The 19,523-nt window shown below is 74.8% G+C and carries 16 protein-coding genes and 1 pseudogene; 15 read left to right on the forward strand and 2 right to left on the reverse strand.

All coding sequences use genetic code 11. From position 1 onward, the window contains the following. The coding region (locus ACLQ2X_RS27730) for a hypothetical protein (RefSeq protein ID WP_425684044.1) at positions 1-936 on the reverse strand (936 nt) is incomplete at its 3' end. Between ACLQ2X_RS27730 and ACLQ2X_RS27735 the strand changes: the two are divergent. Together ACLQ2X_RS27735 and ACLQ2X_RS27740 are read left to right on the forward strand one after the other, a co-directional pair. After that, positions 871-1,465: pseudogene (locus tag ACLQ2X_RS27735) on the forward strand (Replicase polyprotein 1ab); the annotation flags it as partial. The gene ACLQ2X_RS27730 and the pseudogene ACLQ2X_RS27735 sit on opposite strands and share 66 nt — an antisense overlap. A 745-nt stretch (positions 1,466-2,210) precedes the next feature. After that, positions 2,211-3,206, forward strand: a complete 996-nt coding sequence (locus ACLQ2X_RS27740; protein WP_425684043.1) for an HAD-IIA family hydrolase — start codon at positions 2,211-2,213, stop codon at positions 3,204-3,206. 13 nt (positions 3,207-3,219) lie between these two features. On the opposite strand, the gene ACLQ2X_RS27745 is transcribed toward ACLQ2X_RS27740, so the two are convergent. Beyond that, complete coding sequence (locus ACLQ2X_RS27745; RefSeq protein ID WP_425684029.1) at positions 3,220-3,555, reverse strand: SCP2 sterol-binding domain-containing protein; 336 nt, start codon at positions 3,553-3,555, stop codon at positions 3,220-3,222. A 112-nt stretch (positions 3,556-3,667) separates the two neighbouring features. Between ACLQ2X_RS27745 and ACLQ2X_RS27750 the strand changes: the two genes are divergently transcribed. The 13 genes from ACLQ2X_RS27750 (at position 3,668) to ACLQ2X_RS27810 (ending at position 19,458) form a co-directional block, all read left to right on the forward strand. Then, positions 3,668-4,294, forward strand: a complete 627-nt coding sequence (locus tag ACLQ2X_RS27750) for a phasin family protein (protein ID WP_425684030.1) — start codon at positions 3,668-3,670, stop codon at positions 4,292-4,294. Further along, positions 4,291-4,524 (forward strand): hypothetical protein, encoded by a 234-nt coding sequence (locus ACLQ2X_RS27755; protein WP_425684031.1) that lies wholly within the window; start codon positions 4,291-4,293, stop codon positions 4,522-4,524. Before ACLQ2X_RS27750 ends, ACLQ2X_RS27755 begins: the two co-directional genes overlap by 4 nt. Before the next feature lie 23 nt (positions 4,525-4,547). Beyond that, positions 4,548-5,396 (forward strand): TlyA family RNA methyltransferase, encoded by an 849-nt coding sequence (locus ACLQ2X_RS27760; RefSeq protein ID WP_425684032.1) that lies wholly within the window; start codon positions 4,548-4,550, stop codon positions 5,394-5,396. After that, a complete protein-coding gene (locus tag ACLQ2X_RS27765; protein ID WP_425684033.1) occupies positions 5,393-6,277 on the forward strand; it encodes an NAD kinase in 885 nt (294 codons plus the stop codon). Before ACLQ2X_RS27760 ends, ACLQ2X_RS27765 begins: the two co-directional genes overlap by 4 nt. Positions 6,278-6,827: 550 nt before the next feature. Further along, on the forward strand, positions 6,828-8,585 hold the full coding sequence (recN, locus tag ACLQ2X_RS27770) for a DNA repair protein RecN (RefSeq protein WP_425684034.1): 1,758 nt from the start codon (positions 6,828-6,830) through the stop codon (positions 8,583-8,585). Between the two features lie 118 nt (positions 8,586-8,703). After that, complete coding sequence (gene steA, locus ACLQ2X_RS27775) at positions 8,704-9,882, forward strand: putative cytokinetic ring protein SteA (protein ID WP_425684035.1); 1,179 nt, start codon at positions 8,704-8,706, stop codon at positions 9,880-9,882. A 26-nt stretch (positions 9,883-9,908) separates the two neighbouring features. Continuing rightward, a complete protein-coding gene (locus ACLQ2X_RS27780) occupies positions 9,909-10,850 on the forward strand; it encodes a copper transporter (RefSeq protein ID WP_425684036.1) in 942 nt (313 codons plus the stop codon). Between the two features lie 61 nt (positions 10,851-10,911). Next, entirely contained in the window at positions 10,912-11,775 is an 864-nt protein-coding gene (locus ACLQ2X_RS27785; protein WP_425684037.1) for a hypothetical protein, read from the forward strand. Between the two features lies 1 nt (position 11,776). Further along, entirely contained in the window at positions 11,777-13,474 is a 1,698-nt protein-coding gene (murJ, locus tag ACLQ2X_RS27790) for a murein biosynthesis integral membrane protein MurJ (protein WP_425684038.1), read from the forward strand. Beyond that, positions 13,471-14,604, forward strand: a complete 1,134-nt coding sequence (locus tag ACLQ2X_RS27795) for a glycosyltransferase family 4 protein (protein ID WP_425684039.1) — start codon at positions 13,471-13,473, stop codon at positions 14,602-14,604. Before murJ ends, ACLQ2X_RS27795 begins: the two co-directional genes overlap by 4 nt. Further along, on the forward strand, positions 14,604-16,979 hold the full coding sequence (locus tag ACLQ2X_RS27800; RefSeq protein ID WP_425684040.1) for a hypothetical protein: 2,376 nt from the start codon (positions 14,604-14,606) through the stop codon (positions 16,977-16,979). The genes ACLQ2X_RS27795 and ACLQ2X_RS27800 overlap by 1 nt, the downstream gene beginning before the upstream one ends. 149 nt (positions 16,980-17,128) lie before the next feature. Next, positions 17,129-18,856: a CTP synthase gene (locus ACLQ2X_RS27805; protein ID WP_425684041.1), complete on the forward strand. Its 1,728-nt coding sequence runs from the start codon at positions 17,129-17,131 to the stop codon at positions 18,854-18,856. After that, complete coding sequence (locus ACLQ2X_RS27810) at positions 18,853-19,458, forward strand: NUDIX domain-containing protein (RefSeq protein WP_425684042.1); 606 nt, start codon at positions 18,853-18,855, stop codon at positions 19,456-19,458. Before ACLQ2X_RS27805 ends, ACLQ2X_RS27810 begins: the two co-directional genes overlap by 4 nt. Positions 19,459-19,523: the final 65 nt, after the last annotated feature.

A 19,523-nucleotide genomic window follows, 5' to 3' on the forward strand; every position in this document is an offset into this window, starting at 1 on the left:
GGCGACCGTCGGGACAGCGGCGACCGCCAAGGTGGTTTCCGTGGCGGTGACCGTCGTGAGGGCGGTGACCGTCCGGGTGGTTTCCGCGGTGGTGACCGTCGTGAGGGCGGTGACCGTCCGGGTGGTTTCCGTGGTGGTGACCGTCAGGGTGGTGGTTTCCGTGGTGGCGACCGTCGTGAGGGCGGTGACCGTCCGGGTGGTTTCCGCGGTGGTGACCGCGAGGGCGGCTTCCGTGGTGGCGACCGTCGGGACAGCGGCGACCGCCAAGGTGGTTTCCGTGGCGGTGACCGTCGTGAGGGCGGTGACCGTCCGGGCGGTTTCCGCGGTGGCGACCGTCGTGAGGGCGGCGAGCGTCCGGGTGGTTTCCGCGGTGGTGACCGTCGGGACAGCGGCGACCGCCAAGGTGGTTTCCGTGGTGGCGACCGTCGTGAGGGCGGTGACCGTCCGGGTGGTTTCCGCGGTGGCGACCGCGAGGGCGGCTTCCGTGGTGGCGACCGTCGGGACAGCGGCGACCGCCAGGGTGGCTTCCGTGGTGGCGACCGCCAAGGTGGGTACGCCGGTGGAAACCGCCGCGAGAGCTTCGCCGGTGGCGAGCGCCGTGAGGGTGGCTTCCGCGGCGGCGACCGGGACCGTGGCCCTCGTCGCGACGACCGTGGAACGGACGGCGGTTTCCGGGGTGACCGGGGCGGCGAACGCCGGGGTTACGAGGACCGGCCGGGCAACTACGGTCCGCAGCGTGAGCGCCGGGACGAGCGCGGCGAAGGGCGCACCGGCGATGCGCCGGAGCTTCCGGACGAGGTGGTCGCGAGTGATCTCGACTCGGCCGTCCGGGCGGAGCTGCTCTCCCTCGCCAAGCCGGTCGCGGAGACCGTGGCCCGGCACCTGGTCGCTACTGGGCTGCTGATCGACGACGACCCGGAGCTGGCACTGGCGCATGCCATGGCCGCCCGTCGGCTCGCCTCGCGGATCTCCGCGGTGCGGGAGGCCGTCGGCCTGGCCGCGTACCACGCGGGGGAGTGGCAGACGGCGCTGGCCGAGCTGCGGACGTACCACCGGATGTCCGGCCAGCAGAGCCACCTTGCGGTCCTCGCCGACTGCGAGCGGGCGCTGGGTCGACCGGAGCGTGCCGTCGACCTGTTCCGGGGGGCGGACCGGCCGAAGCTCGACCAGGCCGTTGCCGTCGAGCTGCTGATCGTGGCCGCCGGCGCGCGCGGTGACCTCGGCCAGAAGGACGCGGCCGTGGCGATGTTGCAGGTGCCCGAGCTGACCGGCGACTCGACCGAGCCGTGGGCGGCGAGACTGCGTTACGCGTACGCGGACGCCCTGCTGGCGGTGGACCGGCGCGAGGAGGCACGGGAGTGGTTCTCCCGGACCGCCGATGTCGACTCCGAGGGGGAGACCGACGCTGCCGAACGGCTGCTCGAACTGGACGGCGTGGTCATCGAGGGCGACGAGGATGACGAGTCGGACGCCGACGCCGAGCTCGCCGACCGACCAGCCGACGAGGACATCGACGCCGACACCGCCGACACCGGCGACGAAGACGACGATGACGCCGATGACGCCGATGACGCCGATGACGCCGATGACGCCGGTGACGCCGATGACGCCGATGACGCCGATGACGCCGAGGATGATGACGACGACGACGACGATGACGACGATGACGCCGACGATGACGATGACGATGACGACGACGACGACGACGCCGATGACGACGATGACGCCGACGATGACGATGACGCCGATGACGACGCCGATGACGACGACGATGACGACGACGACGACGACGATGACGACGATGACGACGACGATGACACCGACGACGACGGCGATGACACCGACGACGACGCTGCGCTGACGGAGGACGCCGACGTCGATGCGGACGCCGCCGACACCGCCGCTGCCGCGCCGCAGGACGGATACCGTGACCGCGACGCCGGCGACCTCGCCGACGACGAGCTGACCGACGCGCAGGCGGGTTCACTCGCCGCCGACGCCCCGGCCACCGAAGCCGCCGACGCTCCCACCGCCGAAACCGACACGCGGGCCGCGGACGCCCCGCAGGAGCGGTCCGGGGACCGGGAGACGACCGGCGACACGCCGGCCGGCGGGGACGAGGCGGCGGAGCGCCGGTGACCGGATCCGCCGGTGACGCCGCTTCCGGCGCGGATCGGGGAACACCCGACCGCGCCGGGGCCGGCGGGCGTCTGGTCGACGCGTACACGCTCGTGGTGTTCGACCTGGACGGCGTGATCTACCTGATCGACCGGCCGGTCCCCGGCGCCGTCGAGGCGGTCGGGCGGCTGCACGCCCAAGGGCGTGCGGTGGCGTACGCGACGAACAACGCGTCCCGCCGCTCCAGCGAGGTGGCCGACCTGCTCACCGGCATGGGTGTGCCGGCCCGGCCGGAGGAGGTGCTCACCTCCGCGGCGGCCACCGCCGAGCTGCTGCGGGACCGGCTGCCGGCCGGCGCGCCGGTGCTGGTGGTCGGCGCGGAGGCGCTACGGGCCGAGCTGCGCGCGGTGGGACTGCGGCCGGTGTCGACGGCCGACGAGGAGCCCGCCGCCGTGGCCCAGGGTTACGGCCCGCAGGTGGGCTGGTCCGACCTGGCCGAGGCGTCGCTGGCGGTACGGGCGGGCGCCCCCTGGTATGCCACCAACACCGACCGGACGTTGCCCAGCCCACGCGGCCCGTTGCCCGGCAACGGTTCGCTGGTGGCGGTGCTGCGAACCGCGCTCGACCGGGACCCGGACGTGGTGGTGGGCAAGCCGGAGCCGGCGTTGTTCACCACCGCCGCCCGCCGTGCCGGTGCCGGGCGTGCCCTGGTGGTCGGTGACCGACTGGACACCGACATCGAAGGTGCCCGTCGGGCAGGGCTGGACAGCCTGCTGGTGCTCACCGGCGTCAGCGACGCCGCCGAGCTGCTGGTCGCGCCCGAGGCGCGTCGCCCGGCGTACGTCTCGTTCGACCTGGCGGGGCTGTTCGACCCGGCGGCCGTGGTGGCGGTGCCGGGCCGGCCGGAGGCCGACGGCTGGTCGGTGACGGCGGCTGGCGGGGAACTCGTGCTCGACGGCGCCGGGCCACCGTTGGCGGCGCTGGCCGCGCTCTGCGCGGTGGCCTGGTCGACGCCGGCCGGGCCGCGGGTGCGGGCAGGGTCCGAGGCGGCGGCGCAGGCGCTGGCCGGGTTCGGCCTCGACGGCTGAGCGGCGGGGCCGCTCAGAGCAGCTTGCGGAGCTTCATCAGGTCGAACGGGTTCGCCTTGATCGACACTCGGCGGGAGGCCACCGCCGACATGACGTCGAGGTTGCCGTTCACCAGGGCGATCAGGTCGTCGCTGCCCGCACTCAGTGCGATCTTGGCCTTCGGGTCGTCGCCGTCGGCCAGGTCGACCAGCCGCCCGCCCGCCAGCCGCCCGTGGAAGGCGGTGCCCAGGTCGGTGACCCGGCAGGCCAGGGTGCGGTCCAGGTCGATCTGCCCCTGCGCCTCGGCGTTGCGGTCCAGCCGCGCGGCCAGGTCGTGCAACGCCTGCCGGCACTCGTCCACGGTGGCCACATCGTCTCCTCACCACGAGTCACGCCATTCCCCGGCACCGTACCGCAATGGGAGGCCCCCGGCGCCCGGTAGCGTGGCACCTGCACATCTCGCCCCGCGGAAGGACTCAGGCATGCAGGACGCGTGGCGCGCCTACCTGGAGCTGGCCATGGGCCTGACGGAGGCGCCCCGGAAGAAGGCACAGGACGCGGTGATGCGCGTCGTCGGTCAGGGCGGCGCGACCGCCGCCCAGATCCAGATGCTCGCCGAGGAACTGGTGGCCACCGGCGTGGCGAACCGGGAGTCGTTGACCAAACTGGTCCGCTTCGAGGTGGACCGGGCGTTGGGCGCGGTCGGGCTGGCCACCGCCGACGAGGTCGCCGAGCTGACCCGCCGGGTGCGTGACCTGGAGCGGCAACTGCGCGAGGCGCGCACCGCCACCGAGGCGACCGACACCCGGTTCGAACCGGACGCGCCGCAGCCGACGGACACGCCGCACACCTCAGCCGCGCCGCCGAAGCCCGCGCCGTCGACCTCCGCGCCGCCGCCGGCCGCCGCGCCGGCCGAAGCATCGCCCACGGCGGGCGCGCCGTCCAAGGCCGTCGCGAAGAAGGCCGCGAAGAAGGCGGTGGCGAAGAAGACCGCCAAGAAGGCGGTCGCCACGAAGCCGCCCGCCACCGTGGCGCGTACCCCGGCCGATGAGACCGACCCCGCCCGCTCGGGGAAGAAGAACGCCGGACCCCGGGCGACCGACTCGTGACGGCCCCTTACCGGCCCGGCCCGCCGCCCGGTGCGCGCCCCGGTCCGCCGCCCGGGATACGCCCCGCGCCGGCGGTCGAGGAGGTCGGCGAGACCCGACATCCCGCGGTGGACGCCGCCGTGCGCGCGATGGCCAACGCCGAGGCGCTCGCCCCCGCCGACCAGATCGCCCAGTACGAGGCGGCGTACGAGACGCTGCGCGAGACGCTCGCCAGCATCGACCAGACCTGAGCAGAGGCGGAGAACGGACACCGATGGCTCGTCGTACCCGGCTGGACGCCGAACTCGTCCGGCGCGGCCTGGCCCGCTCCCGGGAGCAGGCCGCCGCGCTTGTGGAGGCCGGCCGCGTCCAGTTGCGCGGGGTGCCCGCCCGCAAGGCCGCGGCGATGGTCGACCCCGCCGACCCGCTGCTGGTCACCGGCGCGGACCCGGTCGAGGAGTACGTCTCCCGGGGCGGGCACAAGCTGGCCGGCGCGTTGGCCGTGTTCACCCCCGGCGGACTGACCGTGGCCGGTCGGCGCTGCCTGGACGCGGGGGCGTCCACCGGCGGGTTCACCGACGTGCTGCTGCGCGCCGGCGCCGCCGAGGTGGTGGCCGTCGACGTGGGCTACGGGCAGCTCGCCTGGGCGCTGCGCAACGACGACCGGGTCCGGGTGTTCGAGCGCACCAACGTGCGTACCCTCACGCCGGAGGCGATCGGCGGGCCGGTGGAGCTGACCGTCGCGGACCTGTCGTTCATCTCGCTGCGGCTGGTGCTGCCCGCGCTGGCCGCCTGCACCGCCGACGACGGTGACCTGGCGTTGATGGTCAAGCCGCAGTTCGAGGTCGGCAAGGACCGGGTCGGCGCGGGCGGTGTGGTGCGCGACCCGGCGCTGCGGGCGGAGGCGGTGCTCGACGTCGCCGCGTCCGCCGCGCACCTCGGTCTCGGGCTGGCCGACGGGGCGGCCCGCCCGCTGCCCGGGCCGAGCGGCAACGTCGAGTTCTTCGTATGGTTGCGCCGGGACGCGCCCGCCGCGGACCCGGACCGGGTGCGTGCGGTGGTGGCCGCTGGTCCGCAGGGCGCCGCCGCGACGGCGGAATCGAGCGAGGAGGTCTCCGGGTGAGCCGTACCGCGCTGCTGGTCACGCACACCGGCCGTCGACGCAGCACCGAGCACGCCCGTGCGGTGGCCGCCGACCTGATCGCCGCCGGGTTCGAGGTACGGGTGGTGGCCGAGGAGGCCGACGACCTGGACCTGCCCGGTGTGGTGCCGGTGACCGGCCCGGGGACCGCCGAGGGTGCGGAGATCGTCTTCGCGTTGGGCGGGGACGGCACGTTCCTGCGCGCCGCCGAGCTGGCCCGCCCGGCGAAGGTGCCGCTGCTCGGCATCAACCTCGGCAAGGTCGGCTTCCTGGCCGAGGCGGAGATCGACGACCTGGACACCGCGGTACGCGACGTGGTCGAACGCAACTACACCGTGGACGAACGGCTGACCGTGGACGTGACCGCCGAGTTCGACGGCGGGCCGACCATCGAGTCGTGGGCGCTCAACGAGATCAGCGTGGAGAAGGGCGAACGCGCCCAGATGCTGGAGCTGATGGTCGACGTGGACGGGCGGCCGCTGTCCCGGTACGGCTGCGACGGCGTGATCTGCGCGACCCCGACCGGTTCCACGGCGTACGCGTTCTCCGGCGGGGGCCCGGTGGTCTGGCCGGAGGTGGAGGCGCTGCTGCTGGTGCCGATCAGCGCGCACGCGCTGTTCAGCCGCCCGCTCGTCACCGCGCCGACGTCGACGTTCGTCATCACCGTCGACCCGTTCACCACGCTCGCGGTGCTGTGCTGCGATGGGCGGCGGGTCTACGACCTGCCCCCGGGCGCCCGGGTCACGGTGCGCCGCGGCGCGTTGCCGGTGCGCATCGTGCGACTTCGCGCGCGGCCGTTCACCGATCGGCTGGTGGCCAAGTTCGACCTGCCGGTGCAGGGCTGGCGCGGCAACCGCCGCTGACCTTCGGCTCAGGGAAACCGTCCACGCGGGCCATCGGGGCGACCCGCGCTCGGGTTACGGTGGGGCGTACGGGCCGCGACGAGGTGAGTCCGGTCGCGGCGGTGAGGCCCGCCGCTTCCGGATGCGCGGCCCGGCGGTCGCGGTTTCCGGCCAGGGGGTGGTCGGGGTCGCGATGGTCGGGGCACCGGAGAGTCGCCGTCGGCCGCGGCGGGCGGACCGGCACGCCGGGCCCGGTCGGGTGTCGACCCCGGTCGGGCCGACAGTTCGTCGGGCCGCCGCCGGAGGAAGCGGCGGCGCACGAGCTGGGCGACGCGCTCTCCGGCGCTCCGGCCACCCGCATCCGGGGCGTGCGAGTGGGGTCCACATCGGCCTGCCCGGCGCGGTCGCGGGCCGACCGGCGCAGCGTCGGCGGACTTTCTCGGCCGCGGCGTCGCGCCTGCCGCGTCGCTGCTCGCGCCGTGCCCGCGCGTCGCCGCGGGACGTGCCGGGTCCCACCCGGACGCCGTGCCGGCTGGTCAACTGTCACACGGCGGGGCTACTGTCGGGTGCTGTGCTGGAAGAGCTGCGCATCACCGGACTGGGCGTCATCGAGGACACCACGCTGCCACTGGCGGTGGGGATGAACGTCATCACCGGCGAGACCGGCGCCGGCAAGACGATGGTGGTGACCGGCCTGGGCCTGCTCTTCGGCGGCCGGGCGGACGCCGGCCGGGTGCGCGCGCAGCCGGGCCGCGCGGTGGTGGAGGGGCGCCTGCGCCTACGAGGGCGGGTCGCCGAGGCGGTGCACGCCCGCATCCTCGACGCCGGCGGCGAACCCGACGAGGACGGCTCGCTGCTGCTCAGCCGCACGGTCACGATCGAGGGGCGTTCCCGGGCGCATCTGGGCGGACGCAGCATGCCGGTGTCCACCCTCGGCGAGGTGGGCGAGCAGGTGGTGGCCGTGCACGGCCAGTCCGACCAGCTGCGCCTGTTGCGCCCGGCCGAGCAGCGGGCCGCGCTGGACCGGTTCGCCGGCCCGGAGCACGAGAAGCTGCTCGACGCGCTGCGGGAGACGTACGCCCGGTGGCGCACGGTGGTCGACGACCTGGCCGACCGGCGGCGCAACGCACGTGAGCGCAGCCAGGAGGCCGACCTGCTGCGGCTGGGTCTCGACGAGATCACCCGGGTGGATCCGCAACCGGGGGAGGACGACGACCTGAAGGCGGAGGCGCAGCGGCTGGAACACGCCGAGGGGCTGCGCACCGCCGCGCAGGTGGCCCAGCAGTGTGTGGCCGGCGGGCTGGAGGCGGCCGAGGAGACCCCGGACGCGGCCGCGTTGCTCGGCACGGCACGACGCACCCTGGAGGCGCAGGCCGGCACCGATCCGGCGCTGGGTGAGCTGGCGGCCCGGCTGGAGGAGGCGGCGACGCTCGTCACCGATGTGTCCGCCGAGTTGTCCAGTTACCTGGCCGCGCTGGACGCCGATCCGGCCCGCCTGCAGACGCTCTACGAGCGGCGGGCCGCGCTGCGGGCGCTCACCCGCAAGTACGCCGACGACGTCGACGGGGTGGTCGCCTGGGCCGAGCGGGCCCGGGCCCGACTGTCCGACCTGGACACCTCCGACGAGTTGCTGGACGAGCTGGACCGCGAGGCGGTCCGGCTGGCCGGTGAGGTCGCCGACCTCGCCGGCCGGGTCTCCACCTCCCGGCGGGAGGCGGCGGGGCGGTTCGCCGAACAGGTCACCGTCGAGCTGGCCGGGCTGGCCATGCCACACGCCCGCATCGAGGTGGCGGTGCTGTCCCGGCCGGCCGGGCGGGCGGAGCCGAGCCTGCCGGTCAACGGCGTCGAGGCGGGTGTCGGCGCGGACGGTGCCGACGAGGTGGAGTTGCGGCTGCTCGCGCACCCGGGGGCGCCGGCGCTGCCGTTGCAGAAGGGCGCATCCGGCGGCGAGTTGTCCCGGGTGATGCTCGCCATCGAGGTGGTGTTCGCCGGCTCCGGCGGCCCGCCGACGCTCGTGTTCGACGAGGTCGACGCCGGGGTCGGCGGTCAGGCCGCGGTGGAGATCGGTCGCCGGCTGGCCCGGCTGGCCCGCAGCCACCAGGTGCTTGTGGTCACCCACCTGCCGCAGGTCGCCGCGTTCGCCGACCGTCATCTGGTGGTGGCGAAGGACACCGGGGGAGCGGTCACCACCAGTGGGGTGCGGGTGGTGGAGGACACCGAGCGGGCCCGGGAGCTCGCCCGGATGCTCGCTGGTTTGCCGGATTCGGATCTGGGTATCGCACACGCCGAGGAACTCCTGGCCGTGGCGGCCAAGGAAAGACGTCCGTGAGGCTCCGATTGTGAGCGCACGCACACCGGGCCGCGCCCCGGTGTGCTTCCCTGGGTAGGCGGCCCTGCTCAGGCATGTCGCGACAGCAAAACCTGCCCTACATGCCAGGATGGTCACGATGCGTCTACCCATACTGCGCCGGAACCGCACCGCGGAACCGGGTTCCATCGTCGGCACCGCGCGCCTCGACCGCCGGACGAAGCGGCTGGTCGGTCGGCTGCGGCCGGGTGACATCGCGGTCATCGACCACGTCGACCTGGACCGGGTGGCGGCGGACTCGCTCGTCGCGGTGGGCGTCGCCGCGGTGCTCAACGCCAAGCCGTCGGTTTCCGGGCGGTACCCCAACCTCGGGCCGGAGGTGCTGGTCGCCGCCGGCATTCCGCTGCTGGACGACCTGGGCGAGAGCGTCTTCGAACAGGTCCGCGAGGGCGGCCAGGTCCGCATCGAGGGCAACACCGTCTTCGTCGGCGCGGAGCCGGTGGCGCACGGGTGCCTGCAGGACGCCGAGACGGTGGCCAAGGCGATGGCCGACGCCCGGGAGGGCCTGTCGGTGCAGTTGGAGGCGTTCGCCGCCAACACCATGGACTACCTGCGGCAGGAACGCGACCTGCTGCTCGACGGTGTGGGCGTGCCGGAGATCGAGACCGAGATCCGGGGCCGGCACTGCCTGATCGTGGTGCGCGGCTACGACTACAAGGCCGACCTGGACGTGCTGCGCCCGTACATCCGGGAGTTCAAGCCGGTGCTGATCGGCGTGGACGGCGGCGCGGACGCGCTGGTCGAGGCCGGCTACACCCCCGACATGATCATCGGGGACATGGACTCGGTCACCGACGACGTGCTGCGGTGCGGCGCCGAGGTGATCGTGCACGCCTACCCGGACGGGCGGGCGCCCGGCCTGGCCCGGGTCAACGGTCTGGGCGTGCCGGCGATCACGTTCCCGGCGGCGGCCACCAGCGAGGACCTGGCGATGCTGCTGGCCGACGAGAAGGGTGCCTCGCTGCTGGTCGCCGTGGGCACCCACGCCACCCTGGTGGAGTTCCTCGACAAGGGCCGAGGCGGCATGGCCTCGACGTTCCTGACCCGGTTGAAGGTCGGGGGCAAGCTGGTCGACGCCAAGGGGGTCAGCCGGCTCTACCGGCAGAGCATCTCCGGTTCGTCGCTGCTGCTGCTGGTCCTGTCGGCGGTGGCCGCGATGGCCTCCGCGGTGGCGGTCTCCACCGTCGGGAAGGCGTACCTGGGCGTGGTCTCCGAATGGTGGGACAATTTCGTGTTCCAGCTCGGCCAGCTCTTCTAGCCCCCGACGATCAAGAGGCAGTAGGCGTGATCAACTTCCGTTACCACGTGGTGTCCCTGACCGCGGTCTTCCTGGCGTTGGCGATCGGCCTGGTGGTGGGCACCGCCGCCCTCAACGGGCCGGTCGCCGACGCGCTACGGCAGAACGTCGAGGGCCTGCGCAAGGACAACTCGCTGATGCGCCAGTCGGTCAACGACATGCAGAAGCAGCTGGAGACCGAGGAGGAGTTCGCCGCCGAGATGGCCCAGCTCATCCTGCCGGGCAAGCTCAGCGGCCGCCGGGTGCTGGTGTTCACCCTGCCCAGCGGGCGGGACCAGGCCGAGGGCGTCACGAAGATGCTCCAGACCGCCGGCGCCGACGTCGTCGGCCGGATCGACGTGCAGGACAAGTTCGTCAACCCGGACAGCAACAACAACCTGCTGGAGCTGGCGGTGACCGCCGCCCGCCCGAACAGCGCCCCCGCCGCCGACCTGCCCGGCAACGGCCACGGCGTGGAGACCTCGAGCGCACTGCTGGCGAACGTCCTGGTGGACCGCCCGACGGGCAGCCCGGCGGTCAGCGACGCCGACCGGCGCAGCGTGATCGAGCAGTACGCGAACGCCGGCTACCTCACCCCCGCCGACAAGATCTCCGGCCCCGCCGAGGCGGTGGTGCTGGTCACCGGCCAGCCGTACGTGGACAAGGACTCGGCGAAGAAGGACGAGGCGGTGGTGATGATCGCCGAACAGTTCGACCGGGCCGGCGCGCTCCTGGTCGCCGGCATGGGCTCGACCGGCGGGAACCTGGTCGCCGTGGTCCGCGGCGACCCGGTGCTGTCCCAGACCATCTCCACCGTCGACAACGCCAACACCGTGCAGGGCCAGCTCGTCACCAGCCTCGCCCTGGCGCAGCAGCTCACCGAGAAGAAGACCGGCCAGTACGGCGTGGGCGACAACGCCGCCGCCCGGGTGCCTACACTGCCCCGGTGACCGCGCCGGGCCGTCCGGTCCGTGCCGCGTCACGCCACTAGTCCGGATCGGAGGGGGTCCCGTGAGACTGGGTCGACTGCTGGCCGTGGGAGCGGGTGCGCTTACCGCCCGCTACGTGCTGCGTCAGACGCGCACCTCGCCGGGCGGGCCGGCGTTGGAACGCACCAACTACCGCGGCCGCACCGTCACCCTCGCCGCCGGCCCGGCCCTGACCGTGGGCGCGGCAACCGCAGGGGCGCTCGCCGCCGGCAGCGGCCCGGCCGCGGCGGCGGCGCTTGTCGCCGGCCTGGGCGCGGGCACGGTGGGGCTCTACGACGACGTGGCCGGCGCGCGGCCCGAGCAGAAGGCCGCCAAGGGCTTCGCCGGGCACCTCGCCGCGCTGCGCGAAGGACAGGTGACCGCCGGGCTGGTCAAGGTCCTCGGGGTCGGCGTGGCCGGGCTCGGTGCCGCCGCGCTGCTCACCGCCGACGCGCGGGTCGCCGCCCACCCGCGTCGGCAACGCGCCGGCGCCTTCGGCCGGGGACTGGACGTGCTGCTCGGCGCGGGCGTGGTGGCCGGCACCGCCAACCTGGTCAACCTGCTGGACCTGCGCCCGGGGCGGGCGTTGAAGACCGGCATGCTGCTCGGCGTGCCGCTGTCCACCGGCCCGTACGGGGGTGTCGCGGCGGGCGCGGTAGGTGCGGCGACCGGGCTGATCGGTGACGACCTCGCCGAGCGGGTGATGGTCGGCGACAGCGGCGCCAACGCCCTGGGCGCGCTGCTCGGGGTGAGCATCGCCGCGCGTACCGGGCCGGTCGGCCGGGCCGGCGTGCTGGCCGTGGTCGCCGCGCTGACCGCCGCCAGCGAGAAGGTCAGCTTCACCCGGGTCATCGCGGACACCCCGGGGCTGCGGCACCTCGACGAACTGGGCCGACTGACCGACTGACGTGACGACACCGGCACCTCTCGCCGCCGCCGGCCGGGTCGCCGGGGCGGCCGCCCTCATCGCCGTGCTCACCGTGGTCAGCCGGCTGGTCGGCTTCGGTCGCACCGCCGTGTTCACCTGGACCCTGGCCCCCACCGACCTCGGCGGTGCCTACCTGGTCGCCAACTACGTCCCGAACTTCATCTTCGAAATCGTCGCTGGCGGGGCGTTGGCCAGTCTCGTCGTACCGCTGCTGGCCGGCGCCGTGCAGGCCGGTGACCGGCGGGCGGTGGCCACCACCACCGGCGCGCTGCTGACCTGGACGCTGAGTCTGCTGGTGCCGCTGGCGGTGCTGGTGGCGCTGCTCGCCGACCCGCTGACCGGCCTGCTCGGCCACGGCCTCAGCCCGGCCCAGCAGGCCTCCGGCGCGCGGATGCTGCGGCTGTTCGCCCCGCAGTTGCCGCTGTACGGGGTGGGGATCGTGCTGACCGGGGTGCTCCAGGCGCACCGCCGGTTCGCCTGGCCGGTGCTCGCGCCGCTGCTGTCAAGCGTCACCGTCATCGCGGTCTACCTCGGCTTCACCGCCGCCGAGGGACGGCTCGCCACCATCGGCGACGTGGGGCGCGGCGGTGAGCTGCTGCTCGCCGGTGGCACCACGCTCGGCGTGGTGGTGCTGTCCCTGTCGCTGCTGATCCCGCTGCGCCGGTTGCGGCTGCGGCCCCGACCGGGCTACCACTTCCCGCCCGACGCGCGGGCCCGGATCGGCGGGCTGGCCGTGGCCGGGGTGGTCGCCGTCGCCGCCCAGCAGATCGCCCTGATCGTCACACTCAACCAGGTCACCTACGGGCGGGTCGCCGACGTCGGGGTCTACAACCTGGCCCAGACGGTCTACTTCCTGCCCTGGGCGGTGTTGGCGGTGCCGCTGGCGGTGGCCGCGTACCCGACGCTGGTGTCGGCCCGTGCCGCCGCCGACGAGCGCGCCTACCGGGAAACCCTCGCCCCGGCGGTGCGCGGGGTGGTGCTGTTCAGCCTGCTCGGCGCCGCCGCGCTGGCCGGCGTCGCGGTCCCGGCCGGGCACTTCTTCTTCGCCGACCCGGTGGACGCCCGCACCGCCGCGGCGGGGATCGCCGGCTTCGCCCCCGGCCTGCTCGGCTACGGCCTCTTCGCGGTGCTCACCCGGGCGCTCTACGCGCGCGGCGAGACCCGGGCGGCCAGTGTCGCCACCGCGCTGGGCTGGTTGAGCGTGCCCGCGCTCGCGGTCCTGTTCGGTCAGGTGTTGCCGCTCGCCGACCGGGTGCTCGCGGTGACGCTCGCCACCTCCGCCGGGATGCTTCTGCTCGGCGCGCTGCTGCTCGCCGCCGTGCGGCGCGCCGCCGGGCCGCCGGCGCTCGCCGGGCTGGGCCGGGCCACCGCCGCCGGGCTGCTCGCGGCCACGCTCGCCGCGACCGGCGGCGCGGCCACCGCCCGGGGACTCGCCGGGCTCGGCGACGCCCCCCCGACGACACCGCAGGCCCTCGGGCAGGGCATGCTGTCCGGGGTCGTGGTCGGCGTCCTGTTCCTCGCCGTCGCCTGGCTGACCGACGCCCGCGACCTGCGGTCGCCGCTCGCGGCCGTGACGCGCCGGCTGCGTCGGCGACGCCCGGCCTGCGGGGACGACGGCCCGCCGGCGCCGAAGCACCCCGGGCAGCGGGGCGACGGAAAGGAGAACGTTTCCTCATGACGGACGCCTCGCCGGCACCGCGCTGGCCCGGGTCGGTCGCCCTGGTGCTCGCCTCCAGCACCGGCGGGGTGGGACAACACGTCCGCTCGATCTCCCGCGGGCTCACCGAGGCCGGCGCGTCCGTGCTCGTCTGCGGACCGGCCGCCACCCAGGACCAGTTCGACTTCACCGGGGCCGGTGCCCGGTTCACGCCGGTGGAGATCCCGGCCAGCCCCACCCCCGGCGACGCGCGCGCCGTCACCGCGCTGCGTCGGGCGCTGACGGACGCGCCGGTCGACGTGGTGCACGCCCACGGTCTGCGCGCCGGCCTGGTCGCCGCGCTCGCCCGTCCCGCCGCCCCGCTGGTGGTCACCTGGCACAACGCGGTGCTCGCCGGCGGCCTGCGCGGCGGGCTCTCCCGCCTTGTCGAACGGGTCGTCGCCCGCGCCGCCCGGGTCGCCCTGGGCGCGTCCGAGGACCTGGTACGACGGGCTGCCGCGGTCGGTGCCGCCGAGGCCCGGCTGGCGCCGGTCGCCGCGCCGGCCCTGCCCGCGCCGCGCCGCCGCCGCGCCGCCGTGCGAGCCGAGTTCGGGGTCGCCGCCGACCGTCCGTTGATCCTCTCGGTGGGCCGGCTGCACCCGCAGAAGCGGTACGACGTGCTGATCGACGCGGCCGCCCGGTGGCGGGACCGGACACCCGCCCCACTCGTGGTGATCGCCGGCAGCGGACCCGCGTACCTGCAGCTGGCCGCGCGGATCTCGACCGCCCGCGCCCCGGTGACGCTGCTCGGGCACCGCGCCGACGTGGCGGACCTGCTGGCCGCCGCCGACCTGGCCGTGGTCACCAGCGACTGGGAGGCCCGGCAACTGTTCGCCCAGGAGGCGCTGCGCGCCGGCGTGCCGCTCGTCGCCACCGCGGTCGGCGGGCTGCCCGACCTGGTCGGCGACGCGGCGGTGCTGGTGCCGGCCGGGGACACCGACGCGGTCGACGCGGCGGTACGCGAGTTGCTCGACGATCCGACCCGCCGCGCCGAGCTGGGCCGCCGGGGTGCGGACCGGGCGGCTACCTGGCCCACCGAGGCGGACACCGTGGCCGCCCTCGTCGACCTCTACGCCGAGCTGACCGCCCGGCACGCCAGCGGGAACCGCTGATGCTGCGCCGACTGACCCCGGTGCTGCTCACCCTGGTCGTGGTGGCGCTGGGCATCACCGCGCTGGCCGCCCGCCCCGACAACGACGCGCCCCGACGGGACGCCGACTATGTGGTGCTGGTCGGCGCGGCGGGGCTGCGCTGGGACGACGTCGACCCGGAGAACACGCCGACCCTGTGGCGGATGGCCCAGCAGGGTGCGATCGGATCGCTGTCGGTGCGTTCCGCCCACCGCCCCACCTGCCCCGTGGACGGCTGGCTGACCCTCGGCGCCGGGAACTTCGCCGCCTGGCCGGGCAGCCGCCCGGGTGGCGGCTGCCCGGCCAGCGGCGTAACTGTCGAACGGCCCGACCGGATCGGCGCCAACCTGCCCGAGCAGGCCAGCGTGGTGGCCGGCCAGGCCAAACTCGCCTGGGGCGCCAAACCCGGGGCGTTGGCCGAGTCGGTGCGCTGCTCGGTGGCGGTGGGCCCGGGCGCCGCGGTGGCTGCCGCCCGCCCGTTCGGCCGGGTCGACAGGTACGCCCCGACGCTCCCCGACGACCCGACGGAGCTGCTCGGCTCCTGCGTGCTGAGCATCGTCGACGTGGGCACGGTCGACGACGACGACCCGACGGCGCGGGCGGACCAGGCACGACAGGCCGACGCCCGGCTGGCCCGGGTGCTCGCCGGCCGGCCGCCCCGCTCGCTGGTGCTCGTCGCCGGGGTGTCCGACACCGAGTACCCGGCCCGGCTGCACGTCGCGGTCGCCGACGGCCCCGGCTGGGAGGGCGGCTGGCTCACCTCGCCGAGCACCGCCCGGGCCGGCTACCTGCAACTTGTCGACCTGGCCCCGACCGTGCTGGACGTGCTCGGCCGGCCGATGCCGGACCGGGCCTTCCTGGGACGGCCCGCGGTGAGCGTCGACGAACGGCCGCCGGACCTGCGGGCCGCGATCGAGGCGGCGGCCGACGCCGATCGGGAGGCCACCGCCCAACGCCACGTCGCCGGCTGGTTCTTCACCCTGCTCGCCGCCGCCCAACTGGTCCTCGCGGTGGCGGTGCTGCCGCTGCTGCGCCGGGCCCGCCGGCACGCCGGCCCGCACGGGCCCGAACCGGTGTCCCGGCGCGTCGTGGCGGTGGTGGAGCTGCTGCTGATCGCCGCCGCGCTGGCCCTGCCCGCGGCGCTGCTCGCCGACGCGGTTCCCTGGTGGCGCGGCGAGAACGCCGGCTGGTGGTACGCCTCGGTGACCGCCCTGCTCATCGTCGGCGGCACGGCCCTGGTCCGGTTCGCCCCCGGGCACCACCGCACGCTCGGGCCGCTCGGCGCGGTCGCGGGACTGGCCGCCCTGGTGGTGGGCGTGGACGTGCTCACCGGCTCCCGGCTGCAACTCAACGGCGTGGTCGGTTACTCGGCCCTGGAAGGTGGCCGGTACGCCGGGCTGGGCACCGTCGGGCTGGGTGTGTTCATCGCCGGGTCGCTGCTGTGCGGTGGTTGGCTCGCCCAGCGGGTGCGGCGCGGCTGGCGTCCGATGGCCATGGTCGCCGTGGGTGGCGCCGCCGTGGTGGTGGTGGGCAGCCCGTACCTGGGTGCCGATTCGATCGGCGCGATCGCGTTGACCGCCGGGGTCAGCGTCGCGGCGGCGATCTGCACCGGCGGCTGGCTGACCGTGAGCCGGCTGGCCTGGGCCACCATGGCCGGGCTGGCGGTCACCGTCGGTTTCGCCCTGGTCGACCTGGGCCGGCCGGCGGTGGAGCGGGGCAGCCTGGGCCGGTTCCTCGCCGCCGTGGGCGACGGCACCGGTGGGCTCACCGTCCACCGCTCCAGCACCGCCAACGTCCAGACGTTGGTGAACAGTCCGTTGACCGTGCTGGCCCTGGCCGGGGCGGCACTGGTCTGGCTCGCGCTGCTCCAGCCCTGGGGCGGGCTGATGCGGCTGTTCGGCATCTACCCGGCGATCCGGGCCGCGATGGCGGGCACCGGGGTGGCCGCCGGCCTGGGTGGTGTGCTCGGCGGCGCCGCGTTGGACGTGGCCGGCGCGGCCGGTGCGCTGGTGGTGCCCATGGCGGCGCTGGCCGCGCTGCGGGTGCTCGACCACTCCACCGACCGCACCCGGCCGGACACCGGGCGTCCCGGCGACGAGATCGGCGCGGCTCCACCCGACGCCCCGGGCGGCGGTGGGGTCGCCCCGCCGACGGACGGCGGTTCCGCCGCGACCGATGGGCCCGCCGCGACCGATGGGCCCGCCGGCGGCGGGAAACCGGACGAGGCACCCGCCGGGGAGGCGGGCACGACGGCGGGGGAGCAGCCCGATGCGGGCGTGCCGACCGGCGCCCGGATTCCCGCACAACCGGCCCCGGCACACCGGGTCGGCGACGTGGCCGGGCCCGAGTCGCGGTGACCCCGCCCGGGCAACCGGGGGCCGGTCCAGGGTGCGACGCCAGCTCACGGTCGGGGTGGTGTTACCGTGGAATCCCGTGGATCGCGTGATCATTTGGTTGATCGGCACGGCGGTTCGCACGACCGCTACGGACGACACGGGAGCAGGCCTTGGCCCCAACAGCACGGACGACCAGGCACATTTTCGTCACCGGGGGCGTCGCCTCCTCGCTGGGTAAGGGCCTCACCGCCTCCAGCCTCGGCAATCTGCTGACCGCACGCGGGCTGCGGGTGGTGATGCAGAAGCTCGACCCGTACCTGAACGTCGACCCCGGCACGATGAACCCGTTCCAGCACGGCGAGGTCTTCGTCACCGAGGACGGGGCCGAGACCGACCTCGACGTCGGGCACTACGAGCGGTTCCTCGACCGGGACCTGTCCGGGAAGGCGAACGTCACCACCGGCCAGATCTACTCGGCGGTGATCGCCAAGGAGCGTCGCGGGGAATACCTCGGCGACACCGTTCAGGTGATCCCGCACATCACCAACGAGATCAAGGCCCGGATCCGCGGCATGGCCGACCCGGACGCCGACGGCCAGGTGCCGGACGTGGTGATCACCGAGGTCGGCGGCACGGTCGGCGACATCGAGTCGCTGCCGTTCCTGGAGTCGATCCGGCAGATCCGGCACGACCTGGGCCGGGACAACTGCTTCTACCTGCACGTGTCACTGGTGCCCTACCTGGCGCCCTCGGGTGAGCTGAAGACCAAGCCGACCCAGCACTCGGTGGCGCAGCTGCGCAGCATCGGCATCCAGCCCGACGCGCTGGTGCTGCGCTGCGACCGGGAGATCCCGGACAAGGTCAAGGAGAAGCTGGCGCTGTACTGCGACGTCGACCGGGAGGCCGTCACCGCCGCCCCGGACGCGCCGAGCATCTACGACATCCCGAAGGTGCTGCACCGCGAGGGCCTCGACGCGTACGTGGTGCGCCGGCTCGGCCTGTCGTTCCGCGACGTCGCCTGGGCCCGCTGGGACGACCTGCTGGAGCGGGTGCACCAGCCCCGGCACACGGTCACCGTCGCGCTCGTGGGCAAGTACGTCGACCTGCCCGACGCGTACCTGTCGGTGAGCGAGGCGATCCGGGCGGCCGGTTTCGGGCACCGCGCCCGGGTGCAGCTGAAGTGGGTGCCGAGCGACGACTGCGTGACCCCGGCCGGCGCGGCCGCCGCCCTGGCCGGAGTGGACGGCATCGTCATCCCCGGCGGCTTCGGGGTACGCGGCATCGAGGGCAAGGTCGGCACCGCCCGGTACGCGCGGGAGAACGGCATCCCGCTGCTCGGCCTCTGCCTCGGCCTGCAGTGCATGACCATCGAGGTGGCCCGGCACCTGGCCGACCTGGACGGGGCGAACTCGCTGGAGTTCGACGAGGAGGCGGTACACCCGGTCATCGCCACCATGGCCGACCAGGAGGACATCGTGGCCGGTCGGGGTGACCTGGGTGGCACGATGCGGCTCGGGGCGTACCCGGCGAAGCTGGCCGAGGGGTCGATCGTCGCCGAGGCGTACGGCAGCACGGAGGTCAGCGAACGGCACCGGCACCGGTACGAGGTGAACAACGCCTACCGTGACCAGCTCACCAAGGCCGGGTTGACCATCTCCGGCACCTCCCCGGACGGGCGGCTGGTCGAGTTCGTCGAGCTGGACCGCGACATGCACCCGTTCTTCGTGGCCACCCAGGCGCACCCGGAGCTGAAGAGCCGCCCCACCCGCCCGCATCCGCTGTTCGCCGCGTTCGTCGGCGCCGCGGTGGCGTACTCGGAGGCCGACCGGCTGCCGGTGGACCTGGACGGCGCGGAGAGCAAGCCGGCCCGGGGCGCGGCGAAGGCGTCCCGCAGGTGAGCGGGGTCGCGCACCGGTACGAGGTGACCGCGCGCCGGGAGGTCTGGTCCGGTCGGATCTTCTCCGTGGTCAGCGACGACGTCACCATGCCCGGCGGCGGCAGCGCGGCCCGGGACTACGTGCGGCACGTCGGCGCGGTGGCCGTGGTGGCGCTCGACGACGCCGGTCAGGTGGTGCTGGTCCGCCAGTACCGGCACCCGGTGGGCCGGCACCTGTGGGAGCTGCCCGCCGGGCTGATGGACGTCGGCGGCGAGGACCTGGCGACCGCGGCGGCGCGGGAGCTGGCCGAGGAGGCCGACCTCACCGCCGGCCGCATCGACGTGCTCGTCGACATGCACACGTCGCCGGGCTTCTCCGACGAGGTGATCCGGGTGTTCCTGGCCCGCGATCTCGCCGAGGTGCCCGCCGGGCAGCGGCACGACCGCCGCGACGAGGAGGCCGACATGCAGGTGGTGCGCGTCGACCTCGACGAGGCGGTGCGGATGGTGCTGGCCGGTGAGATCACCAACGCCGCGTGTGTCGCCGGGTTGTTCGCCGCGGCCCGCGCCCGCGACGGCGGGTTCGCCGAGCTGCGCGACCCGCGGGCGCCGCTGCCGCGCTGATCGGAGTAAACGAGGGGCCGCCCGGCGCGACGCCCCCGGCGGCCCCCCGGCGCATGCCGTGGTGA

Source organism: Micromonospora sp. DT31 (genome assembly GCF_049841795.1).
Lineage (GTDB): Bacteria > Actinomycetota > Actinomycetes > Mycobacteriales > Micromonosporaceae > Micromonospora.

Coding starts and splice junctions, on each gene's coding strand:
- ACLQ2X_RS27750 (WP_425684030.1), top strand. CDS start 3,668: ATGCAGGACGCGTGGCGCGCCTACCTGGAGCTGGCCATGGGCCTGACG.
- ACLQ2X_RS27760 (WP_425684032.1), top strand. CDS start 4,548: ATGGCTCGTCGTACCCGGCTGGACGCCGAACTCGTCCGGCGCGGCCTG.
- steA (WP_425684035.1), top strand. CDS start 8,704: ATGCGTCTACCCATACTGCGCCGGAACCGCACCGCGGAACCGGGTTCC.
- ACLQ2X_RS27795 (WP_425684039.1), top strand. CDS start 13,471: ATGACGGACGCCTCGCCGGCACCGCGCTGGCCCGGGTCGGTCGCCCTG.
- ACLQ2X_RS27800 (WP_425684040.1), top strand. CDS start 14,604: ATGCTGCGCCGACTGACCCCGGTGCTGCTCACCCTGGTCGTGGTGGCG.